This window comes from Cryobacterium sp. Y50, from assembly GCF_002929805.1.
Lineage (GTDB): Bacteria > Actinomycetota > Actinomycetes > Actinomycetales > Microbacteriaceae > Cryobacterium.
In genome coordinates this window covers 53,339-80,097 of record NZ_PJJM01000097.1, presented here as the reverse complement: position 1 = coordinate 80,097, position 26,759 = coordinate 53,339, and the positions used below count along the sequence as shown (strand labels likewise).

The window sequence follows — 26,759 nt, the reverse complement described above, 5'->3', positions numbered from 1 at the left end:
AGCCCGACGTGCGCTCTGGCGTTACCAGCGCGGGTGAATCTGCCCCCGCAGGAGCCGGTCGTAGATGTCCTGAACGCCCTCGTTGAAGGCGAGGCCAAGCGGTTCGGCTACGCCGGCCGCGGCGTTTCCCTGCGCCTGCGCGACCGAGCGGGCTCCCGGAATGACAGCGCTCACCCCGTCGATCTGGGCAACCCAGGCCAGGGCGGCCTGGGCTGGCGTGAGGCCGACCGGGGCCAGGGCCGCGAACTCCGTGGCGGCCTGCAAGCCCACCTCGAAGTCGACGCCAGAGAAAGTCTCACCGACGTCGAAGTGACTGCCGTCTCGATTGAAGTTGCGGTGGTCACTCTCGGCGAAGACCGTGTCGGCGGTATATTTGCCGGTCAGCAGCCCGCTGGCCAGCGGAACCCGGGCAATTATGCCCACCCCGGCAGCTCGTGCGGCCGGCAGCACCTCGTCGAGCGGCTTGAGCCGGAAGGCGTTCAGGATGATCTGCACCGTCGCAATGCCCGGGTGACTGATCGCGGCGAGCGCCTGGGCGCAGGTCTCGACGCTCACCCCGTAATTGGCAATGACGCCCTCATCGACGAGGGTATCGAGTGCGTCGTAGACCTCGCCGGACTCGAACACTGCGCTCGGCGGGCAGTGCAGCTGCACGAGGTCAAGGGTGTCCATGCCGAGGTTGGTTCGCGACCGGTCGGTCCACTCGCGAAAGTTGGCGAGCACGAAGTTTTCGGGCACCTGCTGCGCGCGACGACCCATCTTCGTGGCAACCGTGATCTCGGCGCCCGGGGCATCGTGTGCGAGAAAATTCCCGATCAGCCGCTCGCTGCGGCCGTCACCATAGACATCCGCTGTGTCAAAAAAAGTGACGCCGGCATCAGCGGATGCCGCGAGTACGCCGGTCGCGTCGGCGTCAGACACGGCGCCCCAGTCCCCGCCGAGCTGCCAGGTGCCTAGGCCGATCACGGAAACGGTACGGCCGGTTCGTCCAAGGGTGCGTTTTTGCATATCTCCAGCTTAGGCAACGGATGGGCCTTGCCGTCGGACCTCTTTGCTAGCGACCCACGATGCGCTCCGCGATCAACGGACCGCCATCCTGCACGAGCTCGCCAACGTCGCCGATACGCCAAGCGCCCGCTACCGCCTCGAGCGCCCGAGAGAACCGGGCCGGCTCGTCGGCGTTGAGCGTGAATAGGGGCTGGCCCTTGACCACTGTGTCGCCGGGCTTGGCGTGCAGGTCGATTCCGGCGGCATGCTGCACCGGATCCTGCTTGCGCGCGCGCCCGGCACCGAGTCGCCAGGCGCCGATGCCGAACGGCAGCGCCTGCTGTTCTACCAGCACGCCGCTTCGTTCTGCAAGAACAACGTGAGTCTCGCGTGCAACCGGCAATGCGGCATCCGGATCGCCGCCTTGCGCTCGAATCACGGCCCGCCACTTGTCCATGGCCCGGCCGTCCGTGAGTGCAGCCCTCACATCGACACCGGTGATTCCGGCGAGCGAGAGCATCTCCTCGGCCAGAGCCACCGTGAGCTCGACCACATCGGCTGGCCCGCCGCCGGCGAGCACCTCGATCGACTCACGCACCTCGTTGGCATTGCCGATGGCGAAACCGAGCGGCACGTTCATATTGGTGAGCATTGCGGATGTCGCTACCCCGGCATCCTCACCCAGCTCGACCATCGTGCGGGCCAGCTCCCGTGACCGCTCAATCTCTTTCAAAAATGCGCCTGACCCGAACTTCACGTCGAGCACGAGGGCCTGAGTGCCCTCGGCAATCTTCTTTGACATGATCGACGAGGCGATCAGCGGAATCGCCTCGACTGTTCCGGTGATATCACGCAGGGCGTAAAGCTTGCCGTCGGCCGGGGCCAGGCCGCTTCCGGCCGCGCAGACGACGCCACCGAGCTCCTGTAGCTGCTTAAGCATCTCGGTGTTGGTCAGATTGGCGCGCCAGCCGGGAATCGACTCGAGCTTGTCGAGCGTTCCGCCGGTGTGGCCGAGGCCACGACCCGAGAGCTGCGGCACGGCCGCGCCGAACACGGCGACGAGCGGCATCAACGGCAGGGTGATCTTGTCGCCGACGCCGCCGGTGGAGTGCTTGTCGGTGGTCGGCTTGCCGAGGCCGTCGAAGCTCATCCGCTCGCCGCTCGCGAGCATCGCCATAGTCAGAGCCCGAATCTCGCTGCGGCTCATGCCGTTCAGAAAGATCGCCATGATCATCGCGGCCATTTGCTCGTCGCCCACGTAACCACGGGTGTAGGCGTCGATCAGCCAGTTGATCTGCGCCTCGCTGAGTTCACCGCGGTCGCGCTTGGTGTGAATAAGGTCGATGGCATCAAACGCTTCGATGGTGCTCATGGTGCACTCCTTAAGAGCCGATTACACAATGGAAAATACTCGACGCCCGCCGACCGGGCGGAACGAGTGCAACTGCTACGACGAAGCTGTGCTGCCGCGGTAGTCGGCGAGTTGGCGCGGCCCGAAGGCATCCGGCAGCACCTCGTCGATGGTTTTGACACCCGAGACTGTCTCAAGCAGCATGCCCGGCGCCGAGTGTTCGTAAAGCAACTGGCGGCAGCGACCACACGGCATGAGGATGCCGCCATTGCCGTCGACGCAGGTGAACGCGACGAGCTGACCGCCACCGCTGCGATGCAGCGCGGAGACCAGGCCGCACTCCGCGCAGAGGGTGAGGCCGTAGGAAGCATTCTCCACGTTGCATCCGCTGATCACTCGCCCGTCAGAAACGAGAGCGGCGGCGCCGACCGGAAACTTCGAGTAGGGCACGTAGGCGGTCGCCATTGCGGCGAGAGCCTGTACACGCAGCGCCGCCCAATCGACGATCACGGTGCTCATTTGATGTACGGCCTTCCGTCAGCGGCGGGTGCGCGCGAGCGACCGACGAACCCGGCAACGGCGAAGATCGTCACGACGTAGGGCAGCATCAGCATGAACTCACTCGGCACTGGCGAGCCGATGATGCCCAGCACGTTCTGCAGGTTGGTTGCGAAACCGAACAGCAGCGCCGCGAGGGTGGCCTTGATCGGATGCCACTGCCCAAAGATCACCGCGGCGAGGGCGATATAGCCCATACCGTTGGTCATCTCCTTGTTGAACGCACCGACCGCGCCGAGCGTGAAGTATGCTCCGCCAAATCCGGAGACAACACCGCCGAGCGTGACGGCAACGAAGCGGGTGCGGTTGACGTTGATGCCGACCGTGTCGGCGGCCTGCGGATGCTCACCGACGGCTCGCACACGCAGGCCCCACTTGGTGCGAAACAGGCTGAAGAACACGATCGCGATCGCGAAATACATGACGTAGACGATAATCGTCTGACGAAACAGCACCGGCCCGATGATGGGAATTTCGCTGAGCAGCGGAATGTCGAGGCGCGGAAAGACGTCTGGTGAGTTGAGGTTCGCACTGGGAGCGAGCACCTGCGAGTACAGAAAGCTGGTCAGCCCGACCACGAGCACGTTGAGCACAACACCGACGATGACCTGGTCGACCAGGTACTTCAGCGCAAATGCCGCCAGCACCATCGACACCAGCGCCCCAGCGACCATGGCCGCAATCAGTCCCAAATAGGGGTTACCGGTAACTGAGGCGACGACCGCTGAGCTGAACGCACCGGCCAACAGCTGGCTTTCGATGGCCACGTTGACCACGCCCGCTCGCTCGGAGAGCACACCTCCCAGGGCGCCGAAGATGAGCGGTGCACTCAGGGTGACCGTTCCGATCAGCAGCCCGGGAACCGGAATGGTGGAACCGGACGCGGCCCAGGCCAGAAACCCGATCAGGAACAACAGCGCAAACACAATGGAGAAAATGATCGAAATCTTGGTCCGACGATAAACCAGCCAGGCTGAGAGGACAGCCAACAGCACGAGCACTATCGCGACAAAAATTCCCGTGGCAAAGGTCGGCAGCGCCACGTTGGGCAGCTGAATTGCATCACGCGCCTGCGACAGCCGGAATGTGCTCAGTTCACCCTGCTGCCCACGCCCGAGTGCTACGAACAGAAACAGCGCTCCAAGCGCAAACCCACCGAACGTGATCGGGATCTTCCAGCTGCGAATCTGCGGCATCGGCTTCACGATCGGGGCTGAAGCCTCCAGCGGAGCTGGGCTCTGTGCAATCGTGCTCATTTCGCTACCGCCTCGATGTTGGGCGTTGCAGTAACGCGGGTTCGTGGTTTTTTGGTGGTACCAGGGGTCGGCAGTCGGAAGATCGCCCGCACCAGGGGCGGCGCCGCGATGAACAGTACAATGAGCGCCTGCACAACCAAGACGATGTCGATCGGCACGCCCTCCGCGGCCTGCATGGCGAAGCCGCCGGCCTTGAACGCTCCGAACAAAATTCCGGCGGCAAAAATGCCCCACGGCCTCGACCGACCGAGCAGCGCCACGGTGATGGCGTCGAAGCCGATGCCGGCATCGATGCCCGAACTAAAACCGGTGGTCAGCGTGCCGAGCACCTGATTGACGCCGGCTAGGCCGACGAGCGCGCCCGAGATGGCCATGGCGTACATATAAATGTTCTTCACGTTGATGCCGGCGACCCGGGCAGCGCTCGGGTTCTGCCCGACGGCGCGAAACTGAAAACCGAGGTTGGAGCGGCTAAGCAGCCACCAGACGAAAATCGTCGCGGCGATGACGGTGAGAAAACCGGCATGCAGGTTATAGCGCGGGCCGAACAGGTCTGGAAAGATAGCCGTTGCGGCCATGGCCGGCGTCTTGGGATTGTTGCTGCCCGGAGCCTGCAGCGCGCCGGGGGTGCGCAGCAGAAACTGGATGAGGTACAGCGCCACAAAGTTGAGCATGATCGTGACGATCACCTCGTGCGCTCCGGTACGAGCCTTGAGTAAGCCGACAATCCCGCCCCAGATGGCCCCACCGAGCAGACCGGCCAGAATAGCGACAATCAAGTGGATGCCAGCCGGCAGATCTACCGCAAACGCGACCCAGCCGGCCGCGGCTGCAGCGATGAGCATCTGCCCACGGCCACCAATATTGAACATGCCAACGCGGAAGGCGAGCCCGACGCCGAGCCCGGCCGCGATCAGCGGGGTCGCAAAGGTGAGGGTCTCGGTCAGGGGCCTGATCGCGGTGAGAAAGCCCGTAGCCCGAAAGTTGTAGACAGAACCCTGGAATAGGGCCGAGTACGCGCCGGCCACGGCGCCCCAAATCGCTCCGAGCAGGTCGCCGGGTCGGGAGAAGAAGTATCCGGCGGTCTCCTGCACGCGGTCGTTGGTGAAGGCGATCAAAATGCCGCCGACCACGAGCGCGAGCACCACGGCGAACAGCGAGATCATGGCGCTGCCGCCGGTGATGTCGCGCAGGGCCTGGGTCCAGCGCTCGGAGCCGTCCTTTTTTTCCGCGTGAGTCGGCGCAGTTTTCTCGCTCACAGTGCCGCCTCCGTTTGGGGTGAGTGTTCGCCGGCCATCATGAGGCCAAGCGTGGCGCGGGGGGTATTACCGGGCACGATTCCAACGATTTCTCCTCGATACATCACCGCGATGCGGTCTGCGAGCGCGACGACTTCGTCGAGTTCAGTCGAAACCACGATCACTGGGATTCCGGAGTCCCTGGTCTCAATAATGCGGGTGTGCACGAATTCGATTGAGCCGACGTCGAGCCCGCGGGTCGGCTGCGCCGCCACAAACAGGCGCAGGTCACGGCTGAGTTCTCGGGCGAGCACCACTTTCTGCTGGTTTCCCCCGGAGAGCCGACCGGCCTCCATCTCGCTGCCCTGCGAGCGGATGTCGAACTCGGTGATCTTCTCGGCCGCAAATTTGGCCCGAAAAGCCAGCTGCAGGTTGCCGCCCTTCACGAACGGCGCCCCAGAGCTGCGGTCGAGCATCAGGTTCTCGGCGATGCTGAAGTCGGCGATCAGGCCGTCTTCGGTGCGGTCTTCGGGAACGAAGCCAACCCCGGAGTCGAGAATATGGCGCACACTGTAGCCGCGAAGCGGTTTGCCGTCGAGTTCGATCGACCCGGTCACGTGCTGCTGCAGCCCCATTAGGGCCTCGGTCAGTTCGGTTTGCCCATTACCTTGCACACCCGCAATGGCGAGCACCTCGCCGGCCTGCACGTCGAAGCTCACATTGTTGACGACGACCTGGTTGCGGGCATCGATCACCGAAAGGTTCCGCACAGACAGTGCGGTGCCACGCAGCTCCGGCGCGTTCTTGTGCACGGTCAGTTCAACGGCGCGGCCGACCATGAGGGAGGCGAGCTCGGCGTTGGTCGCAGTGGGCGAGGCCTCACCGACGACGGTTCCCAAACGGATGACGGTGATCCGGTCGGCGACTTCGCGCACCTCCCGCAGTTTGTGCGTGATGAACACGATCGATGTGCCGGACTCGGCGAGCTGACGCATGATGATCATGAGCTCGTCGGTTTCTTGCGGGGTGAGCACGGCGGTGGGCTCGTCAAAAACCAGCACTCTCGCATCCTGCGACAGCGCCTTGATGATCTCCACGCGTTGCTGCACACCAACGGGCAGGTCTTCGATCAGGGCGTCTGGATCGATGTCGAAGCCGAATCGGTCAGAGATCTCGCGCACCTTGGCGCGGGCGGCGCCCAGGTCGAGCCGGCCACCGAAGGTGGTCTGTTCGTGACCGAGCACAACGTTTTCGGCGACGGTGAACACTGGCACGAGCATGAAGTGCTGGTGCACCATGCCGATTCCCGCGTTCATGGCGTCGCCGGGCCCCGCGAACTTCTGCGCAACGTCATCGAGCAGAATCTCGCCCTCTTCGGCAATGTACAGGCCGTAGAGCACGTTCATCAGGGTGGACTTGCCAGCGCCGTTCTCGCCCAGGAGGGCGTGAATTTCACCCGACTCGACAGTGAGAGAGATGTTGTTGTTGGCGACCAGTGCACCAAAGCGTTTGGTGATGCCTCGAAGTTCGAGCTTCATTGATCCTGAATTCTTAGGTCGAGCGCCTGGGAGTGTGACAGGGAGGCTGAGATGGGGACGTACAACGGGGAGGCCGACAATCCGGCCTCCCCGTTGTTTTTAGCCTATTATTTCTTGGGCGAAGAAGGCGATTCGACCGCGATTGAACCGCCGATGATGCCCGCCTTGATGGCGTCGAGCTCGTCAGCCAGGGTCGCGGGGACCGTGGATTCGAAGTCGTGGAATGACGCGATGCCCACGCCATTATTGTCGAGAGTGCCAACGTATGGGGTGGCGTCGAAGCTGTCTCCACCGGCACCGGACACAACGTCGGACACGCTGATCTTGATGCCCTTCAAGATGCTGGTGAGGAACATGCTCCCGTTGGTCGGGTCGGTGTCGTAGAGGTCAGCGTCAACGCCCACCATGACGATGTCCTTGCTCGAGCTCTTGATCGCTTCAATGGCGCTCAAGAAGATCGGTCCACCGACGGGCAGCAGCACGTCGGCGTTCTGGTCGATCAGGCCCTGAGCGTTGTTGAGCGAGTCGACGCCGGCGGCGAAGCCGCCGGTGAACAACCCGGTCTGCGCGGCGACGTCCCAGCCCAGCGCTTTGACGGACGTGCCATTCTGCTCGTTGTAGTACGCGACGCCGTCAACGAAGCCATCCATGAAAATGGTGACCGTCGGAAACTGCATGCCCCCGTAGGTACCCACGACGCCGGTCTTGCTGTAACCGGCGGCCGCGTAGCCAGCCATGAAGGCGGCCGGGGCGGTGTCGAAGACGATCGGCTTGATGTTCGGTGCGTCTACCTCACCGTTGAAATCGAGGTCGGCGGTGTCGTCGATGATCGCATAGTTGACCTCGGGATTGGCCAGCGCCGACTCTACTGTGGCGGCGGCGAGGTTGAAGCCAACGGTGACAATGAGGGAGCAGCCCTGGTCGACGAGGTTCTGCACGTTGGACTGATAGTCGGTCTCTGTGGCCGATTCCACCGTGATTGGCGTAACGCCGAGGGTATCCGCTGCCTCGTTGAGGCCCTCGAAACCGAGCTGATTGAAGGACTTGTCGTCGAATCCACCGGCGTCAGAGACCATGCAGGGCACAAAGTCGCTGGCCGCGGCCGAGCTGGTATCTTCGGTCACGGCGGGCGCCTGGGCACAGGCGGCGAGCATCGCCACGGTGCCGAACATGGCAAGACCGCCAAGTCCGGTCTTACGGATCGAAATTGTCAAGAGGACCTCCAGGGTGCTGCCCAGCGAGATCGCTCGGGCATGGTGGAATTCACGTTACCGAATATGACGCTGCGCAGATGAGCATTATTGGAGCGCGAGTGAGTCGTTACCAAGCTGCTACATTTTGTACAGCAATTTCCCCTTACTGGGGTGTGCTCGGACCGGTGACCGCGATGATTCCCGCTACGATCGCCGCTCGAATCTGGTCGAGCTCATCGCTCAGTTCGACAGGCACCAGGCCCGCCTGGTCGTGGAAGCCGGCGATTTCGACGCCGCCGTTCTTCAATGTGCCCACGAAAGCCTCATTGTCAAAGCTTCCATCGAGGTCTGCGCCAATGGTCTCGATGACTGCTGCCGATGTGTTCTTCAACACGCTCGTGAGCACGACCGACTGCAGTTGGGCTGGCAAGGTGACGAATCCGTCATTGTCGACCCAGATAATGGTCACGCCCGGAGTCTCGATCGCTGCGGCCGCGGCTCCCTGGCCGACCTGACCAGCCACCGGCATGATAATATCTGCGCCCTGGTCAATGAACGACTGGGCGAGAGCCTTGCCCTTATTGACGTCTTCGAAATCGCCAGTGAAGCTGCCGTCCTGGGCGGTCTTGTCCCAGCCGAGCACCCGCACTGCGGCTTGGTGCTTGTCGTTGTACATGGCAACGCCGTCGACGAAGCCGTCCAAGAACAGGGTGACCGGCGGCTGATTGCCGCCGCCAAAGGTCGCAACGATGCCGGTCTTGCTCACACCAGCAGCGAGATAACCGGCCAAAAACGAGGCCTGGGCCGTGTCGAAGACGATCGGTTTCACGTTCGGCGCATCGACAAATTCATCGACGATTGCGAAGTGTACGTCCGGGTTCGCGGTCGCTTCGGCGAGGGTGGCGTCGGCGAGTTCATATCCGACGGTCAAAATGAACTGGCAGCCGGTGGCGACGGCCTGGCTCACATTGGGCGCAAGGTCGGTCTCCGACGTCGACACGAGTGCGTCGGCGTCGATGCTGTACTTCGTTGCGGCTTCCTGTAAGCCTTCCCAGCTGGACTGGTTGAAGGAGCGGTCTTCAAGGCCGCCGGAGTTGGTGACCATGCGGGCGCAGTAGTCCGGCACCGTCGCATCCGTTGTCACTGCGGGTGTCGGCGCCGGCGCGCAGCCGACCAACACCAAAGCGGCGGCCGCGAGGGCGGAAACAATAATCAAGCGGCGCATGGACACTCCTTCAGCATGAATTGAAATTGTACCCAGAACGGCTACAGCACGTCGGTGGAACCGGACAGCTTGAGCGCGTCGACGACCGCCTTGACCTTCTGAGCATTCGCACTCGTGGTGACTAGCAGTGCGTCGGGGGTATCGATCACGACAATGTCTTCGACGCCGATGAGCGCGATCATGCGACCGGTGTGGCTGACCACGATGCCGCTCGCCGAGTCAGCGAGCACCCGGGCGCCCTCGCCCAGAATAGCGAGGTTGGATTTGCGGCCACCGGAGTGCAGCTTCGCGATCGACGCGAAGTCGCCGACGTCATCCCAGTCGAACTGGCCGGGAATGACCACGAGCTTGCCGGCCGCTGCGGCCGGTTCAGCCACCGAGTAGTCGATGGCGATCTTCTTCAGGCGCGGCCAGACCTGGTCGACGACGGCGCCGCGGGCCGGGGTATCCCAGGCAGCGGCCAGCTTCATCAACCCGGCATGCAACTCGGGTTCGGTCGCCTCGATCTCGGCCAGCAGCCGGTCCGCGCGGGCGATGAAGATGCCGGCATTCCACAGGTAGTTGCCGTTGGCGATGTATCGTTCGGCCACTTCGGGGCTGGGCTTTTCCACGAACGAGTCGACCGCGAGGGCCGTCGGCGCGCCCTCGATCGGTAGCGAGGCCGCGCTCTTGATGTAGCCGAAACCGATCGCGGGCTCGGTCGGCTGGATGCCGATGGTGACGATGTAGCCGGCATCCGCTGCGGCAACAGCCTCCGTCACCGCTGAGCGAAACAGGGCATCGCCCTTGATGACCTGGTCGGCTGGAAAAGATCCGATGATCACGTCGGGTTCGCGCAGCTGCAAAATCGCGGCGGCGAGGCCGATCGCCGCGGTCGAGTCGCGCGGTTCGCTCTCCAGCACAACGTTGGGGTCGACCAGTTCGGGCAGCTGCTGTTCGACGGCGGCGCGGTGGGCGCGCCCGGTGACGACCATGATGCGCTGCTCGGTGGAGAGCGGAACGAGGCGATCCCAGGTATCGCGCAGCAGGGTGTGACCGGAGCCGGTGAGGTCGTGCAGAAATTTGGGGGCATCCGCTCGCGATAGCGGCCAGAGCCGGGAACCGATGCCGCCGGCGGGAATCACGCTATACAAGCGGTTGAGGGGCTCACTGGACGTAATCATCGCCCCAGACTATCGGGCAAGGTCGATACGACTGTTCACCCGCCGGCTACCCGACGGCAACACCCGCGGCCTACTTTCGAACCATGCGGATCGCAGTCATCAGCGAAAGTTTTCTCCCCACCATCAGCGGGGTGACCACGAGCGTGTGCAAAGTGCTGGAGCACCTCGCGGCCACCGGTCACGAGGCCATGGTGATCGCCCCTTACGGCGCCCCGGCAGAATACGCGGGCTTTCCCGTGCACACCGTTTCCGCGCTCAATTACCGCCAGTTTCCGGTCGGTATTCCAAGTCCCCAGGTGCAGAAACTGCTCGCCGATTTTCGGCCGGACGTGCTGCACGCGGCCTCCCCGTTTCTGCTGGGAGCACAGGGCATCAGCGCCGCGAATCGGCTCGACATTCCCTCGGTCGCGATTTTTCAAACGGATGTCGCCGGTTACGCCCACCGCAATCACCTCGGCCCGGCCACCGCACTCGCCTGGCGCTTCGTGAAGTGGGTGCACGAGGGGGCCACTCGAACCCTGGTGCCGTCGTCGTCGTCGATGGCCGCTCTGCTGCGGCTCGGCGTGCCACGCTTGGCGATGTGGACGCGTGGCGTTGACCTCAACGGGTTCCACCCGAACGTCAAGAACGACCCGGCTGTCGCGGCGCTGCGCGAACGCATTTCGCCATCGCTCCCCAACGGCGCGCCGCGCGATGTGATCGTCGGCTACGTCGGTCGGATGGCTCCGGAGAAACAGGTCGAGCGGTTGCGCGCCCTGCGCGGGCTGCCGGGCATCCGTTTAGCGCTTGTCGGTGACGGGCCGAGCGTATCGTCTATCGGTCGAGCGCTGGCCGGCATGTCCGTGACCTGGCTGGGCCGGCTCTCGGGCGCAGAGCTAGCCGTTGCTTACGCGAGCTTCGACCTGTTCGTGCACGCCGGCACCGAAGAGACCTTCGGGCAAACCATCCAGGAGGCCCACGCCGCCGGGCTGCCGGTAGTCGCGCCCCACGCCGGTGGGCCGATCGACCTGGTCACCCACGGAGAGAACGGCTACCTGTTTCGGCCTGACGACGAGCGGGATCTGCGGCACTGGGTATCTCAGCTGGTCGGCAACCCGGCTCTGCGGGCGCGCATGGGGGAAGCCGGGCGCCGCGCCGTGCTCGGACGCTCGTGGCCACTGGTTTGCGCGGACCTGGTCGACTACTACGAACAGGCCATTGACGAGCGTCGTGCGGTGCGGGCCGACACGCACGTACCCCGATCCATGCAGCGTTAGGTTAACCTAACCGGCACGATGAGGCGGCGCACTTGTAGACTAACGACATGTGCTCACAGCACATTCTCGGTCTCACTAAAGAGCCACAATTCAGCCAGGGAGGGTTGTTCATGCCACAGGAGGCAGGAACCCTAGATTCTCAGCAGAAGACGACATCACGTCGCCCCGCCGGCACCCTATATCGGGGTAACACGGGCATGTGGTCTTGGGTCTTGCACCGCATCACCGGTGTCGCGATCTTCTTCTTTCTGCTCGTCCATATTCTCGACACGGCACTCGTGCGGGTCAGCCCCGAAGCGTATAACGCGGTCATCGGGCAGTACCAGACGCCGATCATGGGCCTCGGTGAAGTCGCACTCGTCGGCGCCATCGTGTTCCACGCCTTCAACGGAGTGCGCATCATTCTGATCGACTTCTGGAACGCCAAGTACCAGCGCGTACTGTTCTACGTCGTCATCGGCCTGTGGGTCGTCACCATGCTGGGCTTCGTGCCGCGCCACCTCATCAACGTGTTCAGCCACTAGGGGGCGACAGACATGACTTCAACAATCCAAGCTCCCCGCAGCCCACATACCCGCTCCACGAAAAAGAGCGGCGTCAACTGGGAAAAATGGGGCTGGATCTACATGCGCGTCTCCGGTGTCGTGCTGGTCGTGCTCATCTTCGGCCACCTGTTCGTCAATCTCATGATTGGCGAGGGCGTCAGCGCCCTGAACTTCGCGTTCGTCGCCGGCAAGCTGACCAACCCTTTCTGGATGACCTGGGACATCATCATGCTCTGGCTCGCCCTGATTCACGGCGGCAACGGCATGCGCACCCTGGTCAATGACTACGCGACCTCGCGGATGAGCCGCGGCATCCTGAAAATCGCGATCCTGGTCAGTGTTGTCGCGCTGATCGTGCTGGGCACCCTCGTGGTGTTCACCTTCGATCCCTGCCCCGCCGGTGCGCCCGCCGACCTCGTGGCCTCATTCTGTAAGTCCCTATAGGAGCTGCACACAAAAAAATGACATCCTCCACAGCACCTACCGGCGCAAACCCGGAGTCCACCGTCGTAGACGGTGTGCACTACCACCAGCACGACATCGTCATTGTGGGAGCAGGCGGAGCAGGCATGCGTGCAGCCCTCGAAGCTGGCCCCCACGCCAGCACGGCGGTCATTTCCAAGCTCTACCCGACGCGTTCGCACACCGGTGCGGCTCAGGGCGGCATGGCCGCGGCCCTGGCCAACGTCGAGGAAGACAACTGGGAATGGCACACCTTCGACACGATCAAGGGTGGCGACTACTTGGTTGACCAGGACGCCGCCGAGATCCTGGCCAAGGAAGCCATCGACGCGGTCATGGACCTCGAGAACATGGGCCTGCCGTTCAACCGCACCCCAGAGGGTAAGATCGACCAGCGTCGATTCGGTGGTCACACCCGCGACCACGGCAAGAGCCCCGTTCGCCGCGCCTGCTACGCCGCCGACCGCACCGGCCACATGATTCTGCAGACGCTGTTCCAGAACTGCGTCAAGGTCGGTATCAACTTCTTCAACGAGTACTACGTGCTCGACCTGGTCATGACTGAGATCGACGGTGTCAATCAGCCGACCGCGGTGGTGGCACTCGACCTGTCGAGCGGCGAACTGCACGTGTTCCAAGGCAAGGCATTCATCTTCGCCACCGGCGGTTTCGGAAAGATCTACAAGACCACCTCGAACGCCCACACCCTCACCGGTGATGGCGTCGGTATCGTCTGGCGCAAGGGCCTGCCGCTCGAGGACATGGAATTCTTCCAATTCCACCCGACCGGACTGGCCGGGTTGGGCATCCTCTTGACCGAGGGAGCGCGCGGTGAGGGTGCAATCCTCCGCAACGCGAGCGGTGAACGCTTCATGGAGCGTTACGCACCGACCATCAAGGACCTGGCTCCGCGCGACATCGTCTCGCGCTGCATGCTTCAGGAGGTTGCTGAGGGTCGCGGCGCCGGCCCGAACAAGGACTACCTGTACCTGGACTGCACCCACCTCGGCAAAGAACTGCTCGAGACCAAGTTGCCGGATATCACGGAGTTCGCCCGCACCTACCTCGGCGTCGACCCGGTCACCGAACCCGTTCCGGTCATGCCGACCGCGCACTATGCGATGGGCGGAATCCCGACCAACGTGAACGCCGAAGTACTGCGCGACAACACCACTGTGGTTCCCGGCCTGTATGCGGCCGGCGAGTGCGCCTGCGTATCCGTGCACGGCTCCAACCGTCTGGGCACCAACTCGCTGCTCGACATCAACGTGTTCGGCAAACGTGCCGGCAACAACGCGGTCGAATACGTCAAGACGGCTGCCTTCCGCGCTGTGCCGGCGGACCCGGCACGGGGCGTGCGGGAACTGCTGGAGGGCATCCGCTCGTCAACCGGAACCGAACGCATTGCAGTACTGCGCAAGATTCTGCAGGAGGAGATGGACAAGAAGGCTCAGGTGTTCCGCACCGACGAGTCGCTGTCGGAGCTCACCCAGACGATTCACCAGCTGCGTGAGCGCTACAAGAACATCGGAGTGCAGGACAAGGGCCGCCGGTTCAACACCGACCTGCTCGAAGCCGTCGAACTCGGCTTTCTGCTCGACCTCGCCGAGGTCGTCGTGTATTCCGCCCGTAACCGCAAGGAAAGCCGCGGCGGCCACCAGCGCGACGACTTCCCCACCCGGGACGACGCCAACTACCTGAAGCACACGATGGCCTACCTGACGGGCGACCCGCACTCGGCCGAGGCTGGCGACCACATCAAACTTGACTGGAAACCGGTTGTCATTACCCGCTACCAGCCGATGGAGAGGAAGTATTAGTGAGTACAGCCACAATCGACAACAAGCCCATAGTCCCCGAAGAAATTCAGTCGTTCACGGCGACGATCATCGTGCGCCGGTTCAACCCGGAGGTCGACGACGAGCCGCACTGGCAGGACTTCGACGTGCAGCTCTACCCGTCCGACCGGGTGCTTGACGCGCTGCACAAGATCAAGTGGGAGCAGGACGGTTCGCTGACTTTCCGTCGCTCCTGTGCGCACGGCGTTTGCGGTTCGGATGCCATGCGCATCAACGGTCGCAACCGTCTCGCCTGCAAGACGCTCATGAAAGACCTCGACGTCACCAAGCCGATCTACGTGGAGGCCATCAAGGGCCTGCCGCTGGAGAAGGACCTCATCGTGGACATGGAGCCGTTTTTTGCCTCCTTCCGGGAGGTACAGCCGTTCCTCATGAACAGCGTCGCCCCGCCCAAGGGCAAGGAACGCATTCAGACCGTCGCCCAGCGCGCCCGCTTCGACGACACGACGAAATGTATTCTCTGTGCGGCATGCACGTCGAGCTGCCCGGTGTTCTGGACCGACGGTCAGTACTTCGGTCCGGCCGCGATCGTCAACGCGCACCGCTTCATCTTCGACTCCCGCGATGAGAATGCGGCCGTGCGCCTCGACATCCTCAATGACAAGGAGGGCGTGTGGCGTTGCCGCACGACCTTCAACTGCACGGATGCCTGCCCTCGCGGTATCCAGGTGACCCAGGCCATCGCCGAGGTCAAGCAGGCCATCATGCGCGGCAAGGCCTAACCGCCCTGTTGGTATGAAAGACACCCCCCGTCGATTCGACGGGGGGTGTCTTTGGTTAAGCTAACAGTGTGAATGAGCTCATAGCCCGCATCCTCGCCTGGCGGCCCGTGCGGGTGGTGACCCACTTCAACAATGTGGGTGGCAGCATCCTCGCGGCTGGAATGTCGTATCAGGCGATCTTCGCCATCTTCGCGGCCGTCTGGGTGGGCTTTTCGGTTGCCGGGCTCTTTCTGACCGCGAATCAGGGCCTGTTGAATGCGCTCTACGCGATCATCAACCAGTCGATTCCAGGGCTGATCGGTACCAAAGGCATTATCGACCCCGAGCTGCTGGCGACCGCTGGCATACTCACCTGGACCGGCTTCATCGCCCTGATCGGGCTGCTGCTGACCGCTCTCGGCTGGCTCTCGGCGACGGCGCAGGCCGTGCGCACCGTCTTTGACATGCCTCAGCAGACGATGTTCTTTCTGCTGGTCAAGCTGCGCGAGCTCGGCCTCGGGCTGATTTTCGGCCTTGCCCTCGTGTTGTCGGCGATTGTCTCGCTGGCGAGCACCGCGCTGCTCGGCCTGCTCTTTGGCATTCTTCACATACCGCAGGACTCTTTCTTCTACGAAGCCTCGGCCCGCACCATTGGCCTGGTCGTCGTCCTCGTCATCGACACCCTCACCTTGGCCGGCTTGTTCCGAGTACTGTCGCGGGTACGCATTCCGGTGCGGCGGCTGTTCGCCGGTGCGCTGCTCGGCGGGTTGGCGCTCGGCCTGCTCAAAATTCTCGGTGGTGCGCTGCTCGGTGGCGCCAGCCGTAACCCGTTGCTGGCGACCTTTGTGGTGATCATCGGGCTGCTGATCTGGTTCAACCTCGTGAGCACGGTCACCTTGCTCGCGGCGTCGTGGATTGCAGTGGGGATGGACGATGCCGGTATTCCGCCACATACTCTCAGCGCCGATGAGGCGGCGGAAGACCAGGCGCAGCGCATGCACGATGCCCTACGGCTAACCGCGCAGGGCGAGCTCACCGCCGCCAGAGCCGATCTCGATGCCTCGCCCTGGTATGCCCGGCGGGGCGCCCGGCGACGGCTCCGAACGGCTGAAGCGGTCGTCACGCAGTACGACCGAGCGGATGCCGCTAACTAGACTTGGTCCATGTCTTCAGCCAAACCCCTTCGCATTGCCAGCATCAACACGAACGGGGTGCGAGCCGCGTACCGCAAGGGAATGGGCGACTGGCTCAATGCCCGAGACGTCGATATTCTCGCGATTCAAGAGGTGCGCGCTTCCACCGAAGACCTTGAGGGATTGCTCGGGCCAGAGTGGAATATTTTGCACGACGCCGCCAGCGCCAAAGGACGGGCCGGGGTTGCCCTGGCGAGTCGCACCGGGGCATCCATTCACCGCGTTGCCCTCGGTGCTGAGGAATTCGACAGCGCCGGCCGCTGGCTCGAAGCCGACTACGAGGTCGACGGCCAGATCATCACCGTCGTGAGCACCTATGTGCACTCCGGCGAGACCGACACCCCGAAGCAGATCGAGAAGTACAAGTTTCTCGACGCCATGCTCGCCCGGTTGCCCGAGCTGACCGAGCACAGCCCGCTCACGCTCGTGCTCGGCGACCTCAACGTGGGCCACCGCACGCTCGACATTAAGAACTGGCGCGGCAACAAGAAGCATGCCGGTTTTCTGCCGGAGGAGCGTGAGTATTTCGACCGGATCCTCGGCGCAGAAGACGACGCGCGCTACAACGCGGGTGCCGGACTGGGCTGGGTAGACGTAGGGCGCAAATGGGCCGGTGAGGTTGAGGGACCATACACCTGGTGGTCCCAACGCGGAAAAGCGTTTGACACCGACACCGGGTGGCGACTGGACTACCATCTGGCCAGCTCGGAGCTGGCGGCATCCGTTGTCAACTACGCGGTCGACCGGGCCGCCGCGTACGACCAGCGCTGGAGCGACCACTCCCCCGTCGTTGTCGACTATGACCTTTCTGGAGCCAAATCATGACCAAACCCCGCCTGTATTCGGGCATGCAGCCCTCGGCCGAGTCCCTGCAGATCGGCAACTACATCGGCGCTCTGCTCAACTGGAAGTCGCTGCAGCAGACGCACGACGCGTTCTTCTCCATTGTCGACCTGCACGCGATCACCGTCGCGCAGGAGCCTGCAAAGCTGCGGGAGAACACCCGCGGCACGGCGGCGCAGTACATTGCCGCCGGGATCGACCCCTCGGCGTCGACGCTGTACGTGCAGTCGCACGTGGCCGCGCACGCGCAGTTGGCCTGGGTGCTGAACACAATCACCGGGTTCGGTGAGGCTAGCCGGATGACGCAGTTCAAGGACAAGTCTGCGCGGCACGGTGCCGACGCGACGACGGTGGGCCTGTTCGCCTATCCGACGCTGATGGCCGCGGATATTTTGCTGTACCAGACCACGGTGGTGCCGGTCGGAGAGGACCAGCGCCAGCACGTGGAGCTCACCCGCGACCTCGCGCTGCGCTTCAACTCCCGGTTCGGCGACACCTTCACGATCCCAGAGGTGGCGATCGTGAAGGAGACCGCGAAGATCTACGACCTGCAGAACCCCACGTCGAAGATGTCGAAGTCGGCCGAGTCGCACGCCGGAGTGATCTGGCTGCTCGATGAGCCTGGGGTCACCAGGAAGAAGATCATGCGAGCGGTGACGGATGCCGATGGCGGCGTGGTCTTCGACCGCGAGAACAAGCCCGGCGTGGCCAATCTGCTCACCATCTACTCCGTACTCGCTGGGCAGTCGATCGCGTCGCTGGAAAACGAGTACGCCGGGCGAGGCTACGGCGACCTGAAGAAGGGTCTGGTCGAGGTCGTCCTGGGTACCTTCGACCCCATTCGCGAGCGCGTCACCGAATTGCTCGGTGATCCGGCCGAACTCGACCGGGTGCTCGCGTCGAACGCTGCGCGAGCCTCTGCCGTCGCGAACGAAACCCTGGCCACTGTCTACGACCGCGTCGGCTTCCTCCCTCAAAGCTGATGCGTGATTCTGACCCATTGTCGCTGCCTCGAGTGGTGCTGTTCGACCTCGACGACACCCTGTTCGAGCACCGGGGAGCGGTCGCGGCGGGCATTCTGCTCCACCTCGACCGGATCGGAGGCGCATTTGCGACCGGCGACCGCGCCGCCGCGACCGTGCTCTGGGACGCGCTCGAGGAGGAGCACTATCACTCCTACCTGATGGGCGCTCTGGATTTTGCCGGACAGCGACGCGCCCGGGCCCAGGATTTCGCGGCATCGTTCCACATTTCCCTGACTGACGCCGAGGCTGACGCCTGGTTCGACGACTACTTCCTCAGTTACCGGGCCAGTTGGCGGTTGCACGATGACGCGCTCCCCTGCTTAGACGCGCTGGCGGAGCTTGTGCCCGGGGTGCGCTTTGGCCTCATCACGAACGGTGAGCCAAGTTTTCAGGAAGAAAAGATTCGGCGGGTCGGGCTGACCGAACGGTTTGAGCATGTCGTCACCTCCGGTGCTCTCGGCTTCGCCAAGCCCGACGCACGCATCTTCCAGCATGCCTGCGCGCTGTTCGACGTGCCGGTGAAGGAAGCGGTATATGTCGGTGATCGGCTTCGCACGGACGCTGTGGGCGCCGCCGCCGCGGGGCTGACGGGGGTCTGGCTGGACCGCGTCGCCGCATCCGCTGCCCCCTCCTCGCCGCGCGAAGCCGCAGTTCCCGTGGCACCCGTAACTACAGACTCCGACTCCGTCGAGGCCGCCCGCCTCGGAGTACTGCGTATCGAGACCCTCATCGCGCTGCCTTCCACCCTTGCCCACGAATAGCCCCGGCACCACCACATTGGGCGCCCTCGTGGCCACGGCTCTAGGTAGTAATCGTCCTTTCGTGGCTAATTCAGGAAATCTGTCGGCTGGTTGCCCGAAGGCTCCGGGACGCGGGCAATTTGGATCACAGCGGCGACGGATTTCCTGAACGGGCCACCGCGCACCATGTCGAGTCACCCGGCGAAGTGACATCTAACAGCCAAACGCAGCGGAGCAAGCCGCCGCAAGCGAAACCTGCCACAGCATGCACGAGGTACCTCGATCGCAGGGTCGCCGCGTGGCTAATTCAGGAGATTTGCGCGAGCGGATGCAGCCACCACTGCCAACACGCGGATGGCCGTGCTTGGACTGCCAAATTATTTGAATTTGCCATGCAACCAGGGTCTGCTGTGCGGTTCGGCGCTCATTACAGGACGTAGGTGCGAAAGTGATTCCGCACGGCCAGGAGCCCGACTATCGCGGCCATGACGCGCTCTGGGTGGTACAGAATGTCTCGGTGGATGGCGCGGTAACTCATGTAGGACATACCTGCCAGGTCACAGTCGCGGGTGCGATCACGCAGGTGAGCCTCCCAACCATCATGAAACTGACGGCTGTCGGCTTCGATCACGAGACATCCTTCTATCACCATGTCAACGCGCCCCACGCCACTGATCGACACCTGTATTTCGAACCGAAACCCTGCAAGTCGCACGATGAAACGGAGCACGGTTTCTTGGCCCGATTCGCTCCGAGTATCGACCCAGGACCGGAGATACTGTATTTCTTCGGGCAGAGCGGCGAAAATCTCCGCAACGCTAGACAGCGGCAACCTCTGCAAGTGCAAGGCGTTGTCGAGCGAGGCCAATGCAAATCGCGGCTGCTGGCATCGAAAGATCTGAATCAGGGCATCCACTAGACCGATGCTGTACTCGGTGCCGTCCTCGGGGGCCGATAGCCGATCCCAATGCAACTCAATACCCTTGCGGTTGGCCACGGTGAGCCGCTGAAAACGATCCTTGGGTGCACGCAATCTCGAGGCATTTGGATCAAGATGGATATGCGCGATGCTCGGGTCAACCGCAAAGATGCCCACGTCGGCTGCTGCGGATATGCAGCTGAGCCGGCCACCGACGCGTACTGCTTCGAGAATACGTTGGTTGGTGGAGGGCAGTGCGTAGTGCCCACGACGACCGCGCACCAGGAATCCGTTGTCGACGGCCCCTTTGAGGGACCGCCAGGTCGCCCCGGCTGCTCTCAGCTCGCTGGTCTGGATAACTGTTCGGCTCGATTCCTGAAAGAGCAATTCCCAAGTCATGTGGCCAGCATGGTGATCAACCGGCTTGTTGAAACCGTGAACCGGCATTTCGGTGGACAGACGGGCGAATCAGCACCTGTGGATAACTCCAGAACCAGTTGTTGCGTTCGAACAGCGTGGCGAATTCAGGAAAACCTTGACTTTACGAGGAGTGCCCGGCAGCGGTCCGGGCCTGAGAGCGAGAATTTCCTGACTTAGCCCCGACCGTGATGGTCATGGTCAGGACCGGCGTCTGAAGTCCACCTCGCTCTTTAAACGCGATGTTAGCAAGTGCGACGGCGGCGACGCGACGGACATTGGGACGGGGTCTCTGTATGAGTCCCGCGCGCGATTCGTGGCTAAGTCAGGAGATTCCCGGACACGAAGCATGTTGTTCGCACACTGTCGGGCCCGGTCGGCCCTCACGCTAGAGGATTTCCTGAATTAGCCACATCATGCGGAGGGTCTGAACTCGTCCATTGCGGAAGCCGTCGCGGCGCGCGGCCCGAGTGGCGGGTCGAGCAGGCGGCCGGAGTGGCATTGGCACCGCTAAGTGGCTGATTCAGGAAAGGCACCCGACCACTCAGGCGTGCACCGGACTGGTCCGCGGGCGCAAAGCCCTCCCCCGGCGGATTTCCTGAATTAGCCACGGGGAGAGTGAAAAGAGGGGGCAGAGAGACGGACCATGCCGAAAGCCCGGCCCCGCAGAGGCAGGGCCGGGCTTCGGATGCTGCTGTGTGGGAGTTAACGTACGTCTTCGTCAACCCAGTCGAGGGTTTTCGTTACGGCCTTCTTCCAATTGCGCAGGAGGCGGTCAGCCTCGTTCTTGTCCATGGCGGGCTCCCAGCGGGAGTCTTCCTGCCAGTTGGAACGCAGGTCGGCGAGGCCGTTCCAGAATCCGACCGCGAGGCCGGCCGCATACGCTGCGCCGAGGGCCGTAGTCTCGGCAACCACCGGACGCACGACGGGCACACCGATGATATCGGCCTGAAACTGCATGAGCAGGTCGTTCGCCGTGGCCCCTCCGTCGACCTTGAGCTCGGTCAGAGGCACTCCGGAGTCGGCGTTGACCGCGTCGAGCACCTCGCGGGTCTGGTACGCGATGGCTTCGAGCGCTGCACGGGCGATGTGGCCCTTGTTCACGTAGCGGGTGAGGCCGACCAGGGCGCCGCGGGCATCCGACCGCCAGTACGGCGCAAACAGGCCGGAGAACGCCGGCACGAAGTAGGCCCCGCCATTGTCCTTGACCGTTTTTGCCAGGTCTTCAATCTCGGACGCGTTCTTGATGAGGCCGAGCTGGTCGCGCATCCACTGCACGAGCGAACCGGTCACGGCGATCGAGCCCTCAAGCGCGTAGTGCACCGGCTCGTCACCAAGCTTGTAGCCCACGGTCGTGAGCAGGCCGTTCTTCGAGTGGACGATTTCGGTTCCGGTGTTGAAGATCAGAAAGTTTCCGGTGCCGTAGGTGTTCTTCGCCTCGCCCTGGTCGAACGCGGCCTGGCCGAAGGTCGCCGCCTGCTGGTCGCCAAGGATTCCGGCGATCGGCACCTCGCGCAACAGGCTGTGCCCGCTCGCGATGCCGTAGACCTCGGACGACGACTTGATCTCGGGCAGCATCGACCTGGGCACGTCGAAAATGCTCAGAATCTCGTCGTCCCACTGCAGGGTTTCGAGGTCCATGAACATGGTGCGGCTCGCGTTGGTGACGTCGGTCGCGTGCACGCCGCCCTCGGTGCCGCCGGTCAGGTTCCACAGCACCCAGGAATCGGTGGTGCCGAACAGGAGGTCACCGGCATCCGCTTTCGCGCGTGCGCCCTCGACGTTTTCGAGGATCCAGACGATCTTGGTGCCGGAGAAGTAGGTGGCCAGCGGCAGGCCGACCTTGTCCTTGAAACGCTCGACACCGCCAACCGCTGCGAGACGGTCGACGATCGCCTGCGTGCGGGTGTCCTGCCAGACGATGGCGTTGTAAACCGGCACACCGGTGTTCTTGTCCCACACCACAGCGGTTTCACGCTGATTGGTAATGCCGACGGCCTCGATGTCGTGGCGGGTGATGTTCGCCTTCGACAGCGCCTGGCCGATGGCCTCACGCGTGTTGTCCCAGATTTCCTTCGGGTCGTGCTCGACCCAGCCGGCCTGCGGCAGAATCTGTTCGTGCTCAAGCTGACCGGTCGAAATGATCGATCCGGACTTGTCGAAGATGATCGCTCGGGAGCTCGTCGTTCCCTGGTCGATGGCGAGAACATACTTGACCATGTATAACTCCTTTGTTGTTCCAGGCGGGTATTACGTATACAAACGGATGCTGCAGGATACGTCGAAAAGGTTTAGCCCAGGATGGGCAGCAGCACTCCCGATAGGGCGCCGGCGAGTACGCCGCCGATGATCGGACCAACGACCGGTACCCAGGAATACGCCCAGTCACTCGAACCCTTGCCCTTGATCGGCAGCAGGAAGTGGGCGATACGCGGGCCGAGGTCACGCGCGGGGTTGATGGCGTAGCCGGTGGGCCCACCGAGCGATGCGCCGATCGCGATCACCAGCAGAGCCACCGGCAGCGCGCCGAGGGCCGCGAGACCGCCGCCGTCACCGTTGCGTCCGAAGCCGATGACCACGAAGACCAGCATGAAGGTGCCGATGATCTCGGTGACGAGGTTCCAGCCGTAGGAGCGGATGGCCGGCCCGGTCGAGAACACACCGAGTTTGTTGGCCGCTTCCGGCTCCTGGTCGAAGTGCTGCTTGTAGGCGAGCCAGACCACAACGGCACCGAGAATCGCACCGATCATTTGCGCGCCGAGGTAGGTCAGGATCGACACCGGGTTGACCGGAACTCCAGAGCCGAACGTATCGGCGCCGCTCGCGACGAGGCCGAGCGTGACGGCCGGGTTCAGGTGGGCGCCCGAGTTGTAGGCGGCGATCACACCGGCATAAACGCCCAGGCCCCATCCGATTGTGACCATGAGAAAGCCACCGCCGAAGCCCTTGTTCTTGGCGAGCGCGACGTTGGCGACTACACCACAGCCGAGGAGGATGAGGATGGCTGTTCCCACGACCTCCGACATAAAGACGACACCGAGATTGTCCACATTGACCTTTCAGATGGGGTGCTACCGACTGACGTTGTTGTCGAGTCCGGCGATCGTGCTGTTGTACCTGTCTAAAAACGTATCGGCACCTGGGTCCGTGCCGGTCGATTATTCGTGCACGTTCGTGCAGATTGTCGGCAATAGCACCCAGGCCGACACACCTACTCAGCGAGCGCGGTGCCCGCGCTGATCGGGGCCAGTGCCACTCCGTGCACCTCGCTCAGGATGCTGTGGGCCAGTCTGACCTCTTCGGCCAGACGCCCAGCGTCCCACCCGAGGACCGGGGCGACGACGAGCGCTATCTCCTCAACTAGCGGGGTGGTCACTGCGCCGACGAAGGCCATGCTGGTGCGGCGCAGCAGCACGTCGATCAGACGCACGACGCTCTCGGTCGACGCCAGGAATTCGATCTCGCGCCGGCTGTAAGCCGGGTTGTTCGCGAGCGGGGCATCCGCTGGCGCAGTCGGGTCGGTCAGGAAGTCGATAATCTCGCTCGCGCGGGTGCCATAGCGGGCCAGCAGGGCGGCGGCGCGGTCATGGCCTACCTCGTCGCCATTGGCGGTGACCCAGACGAGGTGGGCGGCCTCCGTTGCCGGAAAATCACGGCCGCCGCCGATGGCGAGGCCTTCGGTCGAGACGGTCCGCGGCAGGCCGAGCAGTTTCAAAATATCGGTGCTCAGATGCTCGGCAAGGGCGCGGAAGGTGGTCCATTTGCCACCGACCAGACTGAGTAGGGTGCCGTCTGCGACGCCCGCGCGGGGCAGCGGGCGCGACTCGATGCGGTAGTCGCGGGAGACAAAACCGGGGGCTTCGTCGTCGTGGCGCGGCAGGGGGCGCACGCCGGCGAAGCGGTAGACGATGTGCGACCGATCGACTTTCACCGTTGGGAAAACGTGCGCGACCAGGTCGAAGAAGTAGTCGATCTCGGGTTCGGTGCAGCGAATCGGCTTGCTCATATCGTGTTCGAGGTCGGTCGTGCCGACCAAAACCCGACCCATGAGCGGGTAGATCAGCACAATGCGGCCGTCTTCGTGCTCGAAGAAGATCTCGCGGCCGCCGGTCGCTGCGAGCAGTTGCGGGTTGTCGAGCACGATGTGGGAGCCCTTGGTACCACCCATGAAGGTACTCGGCTGGCCGAGGGCGTCGTTGGTCAGGTCGGTCCACGGCCCGCTCGTGTTGACGACGACATCCGCTTGAAAGGTGAATTCTTCACCGGTGATGGTGTTGCGCAGGAGCACGCCGTTGTCGCTCATGCCAGCTGCTTCAACATAGTTGGCGGCCCGGGCGTGCGGCCCGGCATCGAGACCGTCGCGCAGCACGTCGAGTGCGAGGCGCTCCGGGTCGTGCATCGCGGCGTCGTAGTAGGTGGCCGTGTACTTGAGGCCTGGATTCAGCAGCGGCAGTGCGGTGAGCGCCGCGCCACGGCCCTTGAACTCGTGGCGGGGCACCGTTCCCCCGTCCCGGGAGAAAGCGTCGTAGATCATCATGCCCAGTTTGATCAGCAGCGCGCCGCGCTCCACGTGCCTGGCACCCTGCTTGTGGGTGAGGAAGCGCAGCGGTGCCGCCATAACCCCGGAGAAGGTGGAGAAGATGGGGATGGTCGTCTGCAGCGGCAAGACGCAGTGCGGCGCGATCTTGAGCAGGCTGTTGCGCTCCGTCACCGACTCCTTCACCAGGCGAAACTCGCCGTTTTCGAGGTAGCGCACCCCGCCGTGGATCATGTGCGAACTCGCCGAGGAGGCGCCGGAAACGAAGTCGTTCTTCTCGACGATGACCACGTCGACGCCCTGCAGGGCCAGGTCGCGAAAGGTTGCGATGCCGTTGATACCGGCGCCGATGATGAGCACTTGGGCGTTGGGACGATCGGCGATCGCTGACGAAGTCTGTGCGTTTAAGAACGACATTGTTGTCACCTCTGTTCGGGCTTGCATTGGGCAGGCCATATGAATAGATTCAGTCTGACAGGCCGACACAATTTCTCACCCGTTGTGAACATACGTGCAAGGAGCCGCCGTGACTTTCGAAACCGACCCGGTGCAGTCCGATCGCAGCCGCGACGCCCTCACCGCAGCGCACCTCTATTACATGCAGGACCTCACCATGGAGGCGATCGCCCGTGAGCTGCACACCTCCCGCTCCTCCGTCTCTCGCTTGCTCAGTCATGCCAGGGAGACCGGTCTGGTGGACATCCAAATCAAATCTCCACTGGATGCCCCCAGTCGCCTCGAACAGCAGCTCGAGGCTCGGTTTCAGATCACCGCGCACGTCGTTCCGGTTCCCGATAGCGCGAGCGACGTCGATCGTCTGGAACGCGTGGCCCTCTCCGTTGCACGAATTCTCGGCCAGTATTTCGATTCGAACATGACCATGGGCATCGCCTGGGGCTCCACCATGAACGCGATCAGCCGGCACGTGACGCCCAAGCAGACCCACAACTCTCAAATCGTGCAGCTCAATGGCGCCGGAAACATGCGCACCACCGGTCTCGGCTACGCGAGCGAGATTCTCGGCCGGTTCGGAACAGCCTTCGGCGCGCACGTTCAGCAGTTTCCAGTTCCGGCGTTCTTCGACGACCCGGCCACCAAGCGGGCGCTCTGGCGGGAGCGCAGCATCAGCCGCCTGATCGACATGCAGGCCACCATGGACATCGCCCTGTTCGGCCTTGGCTCACCATTTTCGGGTGTGACCAGCCGCGTCTACGCCGGCGGCTACCTTGAGAAGGCCGAATTCGATGCGCTCAGCGCAGCCGGTGTGGTCGGCGACGTGGCAACGGTGTTTTACCGCGCCGATGGTTCGGCCGACGGGATCGCCCTGAATGAGCGTTCAACCGGCCCGGACTTCACGGTGCTGCGCCGCACCCCGCGCCGCATCTGCGTCGTAGCCGGCCGCTCCAAGCTTGCGAGCCTGCGCGGGGCCCTCGCCGCCCGACTGATCACCGACCTGTTCGTCGACGAGAGCACAGCCAGGGCTCTGGCCGAGGCCTTCTGAACTACTGACCGTGACAGCGGATGTCGGCGGGAATAGCACCGCGCACAGACTGTTGCACTATAACTAGAAGTAGTACACGTGCTCCGGGGTCGGCGTAATTCCGAACCGGCGGTTAAAGTCCGCGACCCGTTAGCCCCTTGTGAGAGAGGCGAAACGGTTGAGCTGGTGAAACTCCAGCACCGACGGTCAAAGTCCGGACGGGAGGCGCACGAGTCGGTTGGCCCCTATGGTCGACCGGCGGGTTTGTTCAGG

The 26,759-nt window shown here is 63.3% G+C and carries 23 protein-coding genes and 1 riboswitch; of the genes, 10 read left to right on the top strand and 13 right to left on the bottom strand.

From position 1 onward, the window contains the following. Positions 1–21: 21 nt before the first annotated feature. From CXY73_RS14070 to CXY73_RS14030, 9 genes are all read right to left on the bottom strand, one after another. On the bottom strand, positions 22–1,008 hold the full coding sequence (locus CXY73_RS14070; RefSeq protein WP_104178063.1) for an aldo/keto reductase: 987 nt from the start codon (positions 1,006–1,008) through the stop codon (positions 22–24). Between the two features lie 46 nt (positions 1,009–1,054). Next, positions 1,055–2,359: a thymidine phosphorylase gene (locus CXY73_RS14065; RefSeq protein WP_104135286.1), complete on the bottom strand. Its 1,305-nt coding sequence runs from the start codon at positions 2,357–2,359 to the stop codon at positions 1,055–1,057. A gap of 75 nt (positions 2,360–2,434) precedes the next feature. Continuing rightward, the gene (locus tag CXY73_RS14060; RefSeq protein ID WP_104135287.1) at positions 2,435–2,857 is read right to left on the bottom strand and encodes a cytidine deaminase; all 423 of its coding nucleotides are present in this window, start codon (positions 2,855–2,857) and stop codon (positions 2,435–2,437) included. Continuing rightward, complete coding sequence (locus CXY73_RS14055; protein ID WP_104178062.1) at positions 2,854–4,152, bottom strand: ABC transporter permease; 1,299 nt, start codon at positions 4,150–4,152, stop codon at positions 2,854–2,856. The genes CXY73_RS14060 and CXY73_RS14055 overlap by 4 nt, the downstream gene beginning before the upstream one ends. Continuing rightward, entirely contained in the window at positions 4,149–5,411 is a 1,263-nt protein-coding gene (locus tag CXY73_RS14050) for an ABC transporter permease (protein ID WP_233198348.1), read from the bottom strand. Before CXY73_RS14050 ends, CXY73_RS14055 begins: the two co-directional genes overlap by 4 nt. Beyond that, on the bottom strand, positions 5,408–6,928 hold the full coding sequence (locus CXY73_RS14045) for an ABC transporter ATP-binding protein (protein WP_104135289.1): 1,521 nt from the start codon (positions 6,926–6,928) through the stop codon (positions 5,408–5,410). The genes CXY73_RS14050 and CXY73_RS14045 overlap by 4 nt, the downstream gene beginning before the upstream one ends. A gap of 107 nt (positions 6,929–7,035) precedes the next feature. Next, on the bottom strand, positions 7,036–8,142 hold the full coding sequence (locus tag CXY73_RS14040; protein ID WP_104178061.1) for a BMP family protein: 1,107 nt from the start codon (positions 8,140–8,142) through the stop codon (positions 7,036–7,038). 142 nt (positions 8,143–8,284) lie between these two features. Beyond that, positions 8,285–9,346 (bottom strand): BMP family protein, encoded by a 1,062-nt coding sequence (locus tag CXY73_RS14035; protein WP_104178060.1) that lies wholly within the window; start codon positions 9,344–9,346, stop codon positions 8,285–8,287. 41 nt (positions 9,347–9,387) lie between these two features. Further along, entirely contained in the window at positions 9,388–10,509 is a 1,122-nt protein-coding gene (locus CXY73_RS14030; RefSeq protein WP_104135292.1) for a mannose-1-phosphate guanylyltransferase, read from the bottom strand. Between the two features lie 83 nt (positions 10,510–10,592). On the opposite strand from CXY73_RS14030, the gene CXY73_RS14025 reads away from it, so the two are divergent. The 9 genes from CXY73_RS14025 (at position 10,593) to CXY73_RS13985 (ending at position 19,154) form a co-directional block, all read left to right on the top strand. Further along, complete coding sequence (locus tag CXY73_RS14025) at positions 10,593–11,765, top strand: glycosyltransferase family 1 protein (protein ID WP_104135293.1); 1,173 nt, start codon at positions 10,593–10,595, stop codon at positions 11,763–11,765. Positions 11,766–11,875: 110 nt separating this feature from the next. Beyond that, positions 11,876–12,289, top strand: coding sequence for a succinate dehydrogenase, cytochrome b556 subunit (gene sdhC / locus CXY73_RS14020; RefSeq protein ID WP_104178059.1), 414 nt, complete (start codon positions 11,876–11,878; stop codon positions 12,287–12,289). A gap of 12 nt (positions 12,290–12,301) precedes the next feature. Further along, on the top strand, positions 12,302–12,754 hold the full coding sequence (locus CXY73_RS14015; RefSeq protein ID WP_104178058.1) for a succinate dehydrogenase hydrophobic membrane anchor subunit: 453 nt from the start codon (positions 12,302–12,304) through the stop codon (positions 12,752–12,754). A 17-nt stretch (positions 12,755–12,771) separates the two neighbouring features. Beyond that, positions 12,772–14,592 (top strand): succinate dehydrogenase flavoprotein subunit, encoded by a 1,821-nt coding sequence (gene sdhA, locus CXY73_RS14010; RefSeq protein WP_104135296.1) that lies wholly within the window; start codon positions 12,772–12,774, stop codon positions 14,590–14,592. Beyond that, positions 14,592–15,353 carry a succinate dehydrogenase iron-sulfur subunit gene (locus CXY73_RS14005; RefSeq protein ID WP_104135297.1) on the top strand — a complete coding sequence of 254 codons (762 nt, stop codon included), beginning with the start codon at positions 14,592–14,594 and terminating at the stop codon, positions 15,351–15,353. The genes sdhA and CXY73_RS14005 overlap by 1 nt, the downstream gene beginning before the upstream one ends. Positions 15,354–15,421: 68 nt before the next feature. After that, positions 15,422–16,486 (top strand): YihY/virulence factor BrkB family protein, encoded by a 1,065-nt coding sequence (locus CXY73_RS14000; protein WP_104135298.1) that lies wholly within the window; start codon positions 15,422–15,424, stop codon positions 16,484–16,486. A 9-nt stretch (positions 16,487–16,495) separates the two neighbouring features. Further along, complete coding sequence (locus tag CXY73_RS13995; protein WP_104135299.1) at positions 16,496–17,350, top strand: exodeoxyribonuclease III; 855 nt, start codon at positions 16,496–16,498, stop codon at positions 17,348–17,350. Continuing rightward, entirely contained in the window at positions 17,347–18,351 is a 1,005-nt protein-coding gene (gene trpS / locus CXY73_RS13990; RefSeq protein WP_104135300.1) for a tryptophan--tRNA ligase, read from the top strand. Before CXY73_RS13995 ends, trpS begins: the two co-directional genes overlap by 4 nt. Continuing rightward, positions 18,351–19,154, top strand: a complete 804-nt coding sequence (locus tag CXY73_RS13985; RefSeq protein ID WP_233198347.1) for an HAD family hydrolase — start codon at positions 18,351–18,353, stop codon at positions 19,152–19,154. Before trpS ends, CXY73_RS13985 begins: the two co-directional genes overlap by 1 nt. A 406-nt stretch (positions 19,155–19,560) precedes the next feature. Here CXY73_RS13985 and CXY73_RS13980 read toward each other — a convergent pair whose 3' ends face one another. The 4 genes from CXY73_RS13980 to CXY73_RS13965 all read right to left on the bottom strand — a co-directional run bounded on the left by CXY73_RS13980 (position 19,561) and on the right by CXY73_RS13965 (position 25,423). Next, complete coding sequence (locus tag CXY73_RS13980) at positions 19,561–20,451, bottom strand: endonuclease domain-containing protein (protein WP_104178057.1); 891 nt, start codon at positions 20,449–20,451, stop codon at positions 19,561–19,563. A 723-nt stretch (positions 20,452–21,174) separates the two neighbouring features. Beyond that, positions 21,175–22,689, bottom strand: coding sequence for a glycerol kinase GlpK (gene glpK, locus CXY73_RS13975; RefSeq protein WP_104137945.1), 1,515 nt, complete (start codon positions 22,687–22,689; stop codon positions 21,175–21,177). A gap of 71 nt (positions 22,690–22,760) precedes the next feature. Further along, positions 22,761–23,495 (bottom strand): MIP/aquaporin family protein, encoded by a 735-nt coding sequence (locus tag CXY73_RS13970; protein WP_104138335.1) that lies wholly within the window; start codon positions 23,493–23,495, stop codon positions 22,761–22,763. Between the two features lie 185 nt (positions 23,496–23,680). Further along, entirely contained in the window at positions 23,681–25,423 is a 1,743-nt protein-coding gene (locus CXY73_RS13965; RefSeq protein WP_104178056.1) for a glycerol-3-phosphate dehydrogenase/oxidase, read from the bottom strand. A 109-nt stretch (positions 25,424–25,532) separates the two neighbouring features. On the opposite strand from CXY73_RS13965, the gene CXY73_RS13960 reads away from it, so the two are divergent. Further along, positions 25,533–26,507 (top strand): sugar-binding transcriptional regulator, encoded by a 975-nt coding sequence (locus CXY73_RS13960; RefSeq protein WP_368665904.1) that lies wholly within the window; start codon positions 25,533–25,535, stop codon positions 26,505–26,507. 75 nt (positions 26,508–26,582) lie between these two features. Continuing rightward, positions 26,583–26,720: riboswitch (FMN riboswitch) on the top strand. Positions 26,721–26,759: the final 39 nt, after the last annotated feature.

What these genes read in the sequence shown, in the direction of transcription:
- CXY73_RS14070 (WP_104178063.1), bottom strand. Translation starts at nt 1,008, where the DNA reads ATGCAAAAACGCACCCTTGGACGAACCGGCCGTACCGTTTCCGTGATC.
- CXY73_RS14065 (WP_104135286.1), bottom strand. Translation starts at nt 2,359, where the DNA reads ATGAGCACCATCGAAGCGTTTGATGCCATCGACCTTATTCACACCAAG.
- CXY73_RS14060 (WP_104135287.1), bottom strand. Translation starts at nt 2,857, where the DNA reads ATGAGCACCGTGATCGTCGATTGGGCGGCGCTGCGTGTACAGGCTCTC.
- CXY73_RS14055 (WP_104178062.1), bottom strand. Translation starts at nt 4,152, where the DNA reads ATGAGCACGATTGCACAGAGCCCAGCTCCGCTGGAGGCTTCAGCCCCG.
- CXY73_RS14045 (WP_104135289.1), bottom strand. Translation starts at nt 6,928, where the DNA reads ATGAAGCTCGAACTTCGAGGCATCACCAAACGCTTTGGTGCACTGGTC.
- CXY73_RS14035 (WP_104178060.1), bottom strand. Translation starts at nt 9,346, where the DNA reads ATGCGCCGCTTGATTATTGTTTCCGCCCTCGCGGCCGCCGCTTTGGTG.
- CXY73_RS14030 (WP_104135292.1), bottom strand. Translation starts at nt 10,509, where the DNA reads ATGATTACGTCCAGTGAGCCCCTCAACCGCTTGTATAGCGTGATTCCC.
- CXY73_RS14025 (WP_104135293.1), top strand. Translation starts at nt 10,593, where the DNA reads ATGCGGATCGCAGTCATCAGCGAAAGTTTTCTCCCCACCATCAGCGGG.
- sdhC (WP_104178059.1), top strand. Translation starts at nt 11,876, where the DNA reads ATGCCACAGGAGGCAGGAACCCTAGATTCTCAGCAGAAGACGACATCA.
- CXY73_RS14015 (WP_104178058.1), top strand. Translation starts at nt 12,302, where the DNA reads ATGACTTCAACAATCCAAGCTCCCCGCAGCCCACATACCCGCTCCACG.
- sdhA (WP_104135296.1), top strand. Translation starts at nt 12,772, where the DNA reads ATGACATCCTCCACAGCACCTACCGGCGCAAACCCGGAGTCCACCGTC.
- CXY73_RS13995 (WP_104135299.1), top strand. Translation starts at nt 16,496, where the DNA reads ATGTCTTCAGCCAAACCCCTTCGCATTGCCAGCATCAACACGAACGGG.
- trpS (WP_104135300.1), top strand. Translation starts at nt 17,347, where the DNA reads ATGACCAAACCCCGCCTGTATTCGGGCATGCAGCCCTCGGCCGAGTCC.
- CXY73_RS13985 (WP_233198347.1), top strand. Translation starts at nt 18,351, where the DNA reads ATGCGTGATTCTGACCCATTGTCGCTGCCTCGAGTGGTGCTGTTCGAC.
- CXY73_RS13980 (WP_104178057.1), bottom strand. Translation starts at nt 20,451, where the DNA reads ATGACTTGGGAATTGCTCTTTCAGGAATCGAGCCGAACAGTTATCCAG.
- glpK (WP_104137945.1), bottom strand. Translation starts at nt 22,689, where the DNA reads ATGGTCAAGTATGTTCTCGCCATCGACCAGGGAACGACGAGCTCCCGA.
- CXY73_RS13970 (WP_104138335.1), bottom strand. Translation starts at nt 23,495, where the DNA reads ATGTCGGAGGTCGTGGGAACAGCCATCCTCATCCTCCTCGGCTGTGGT.
- CXY73_RS13965 (WP_104178056.1), bottom strand. Translation starts at nt 25,423, where the DNA reads ATGTCGTTCTTAAACGCACAGACTTCGTCAGCGATCGCCGATCGTCCC.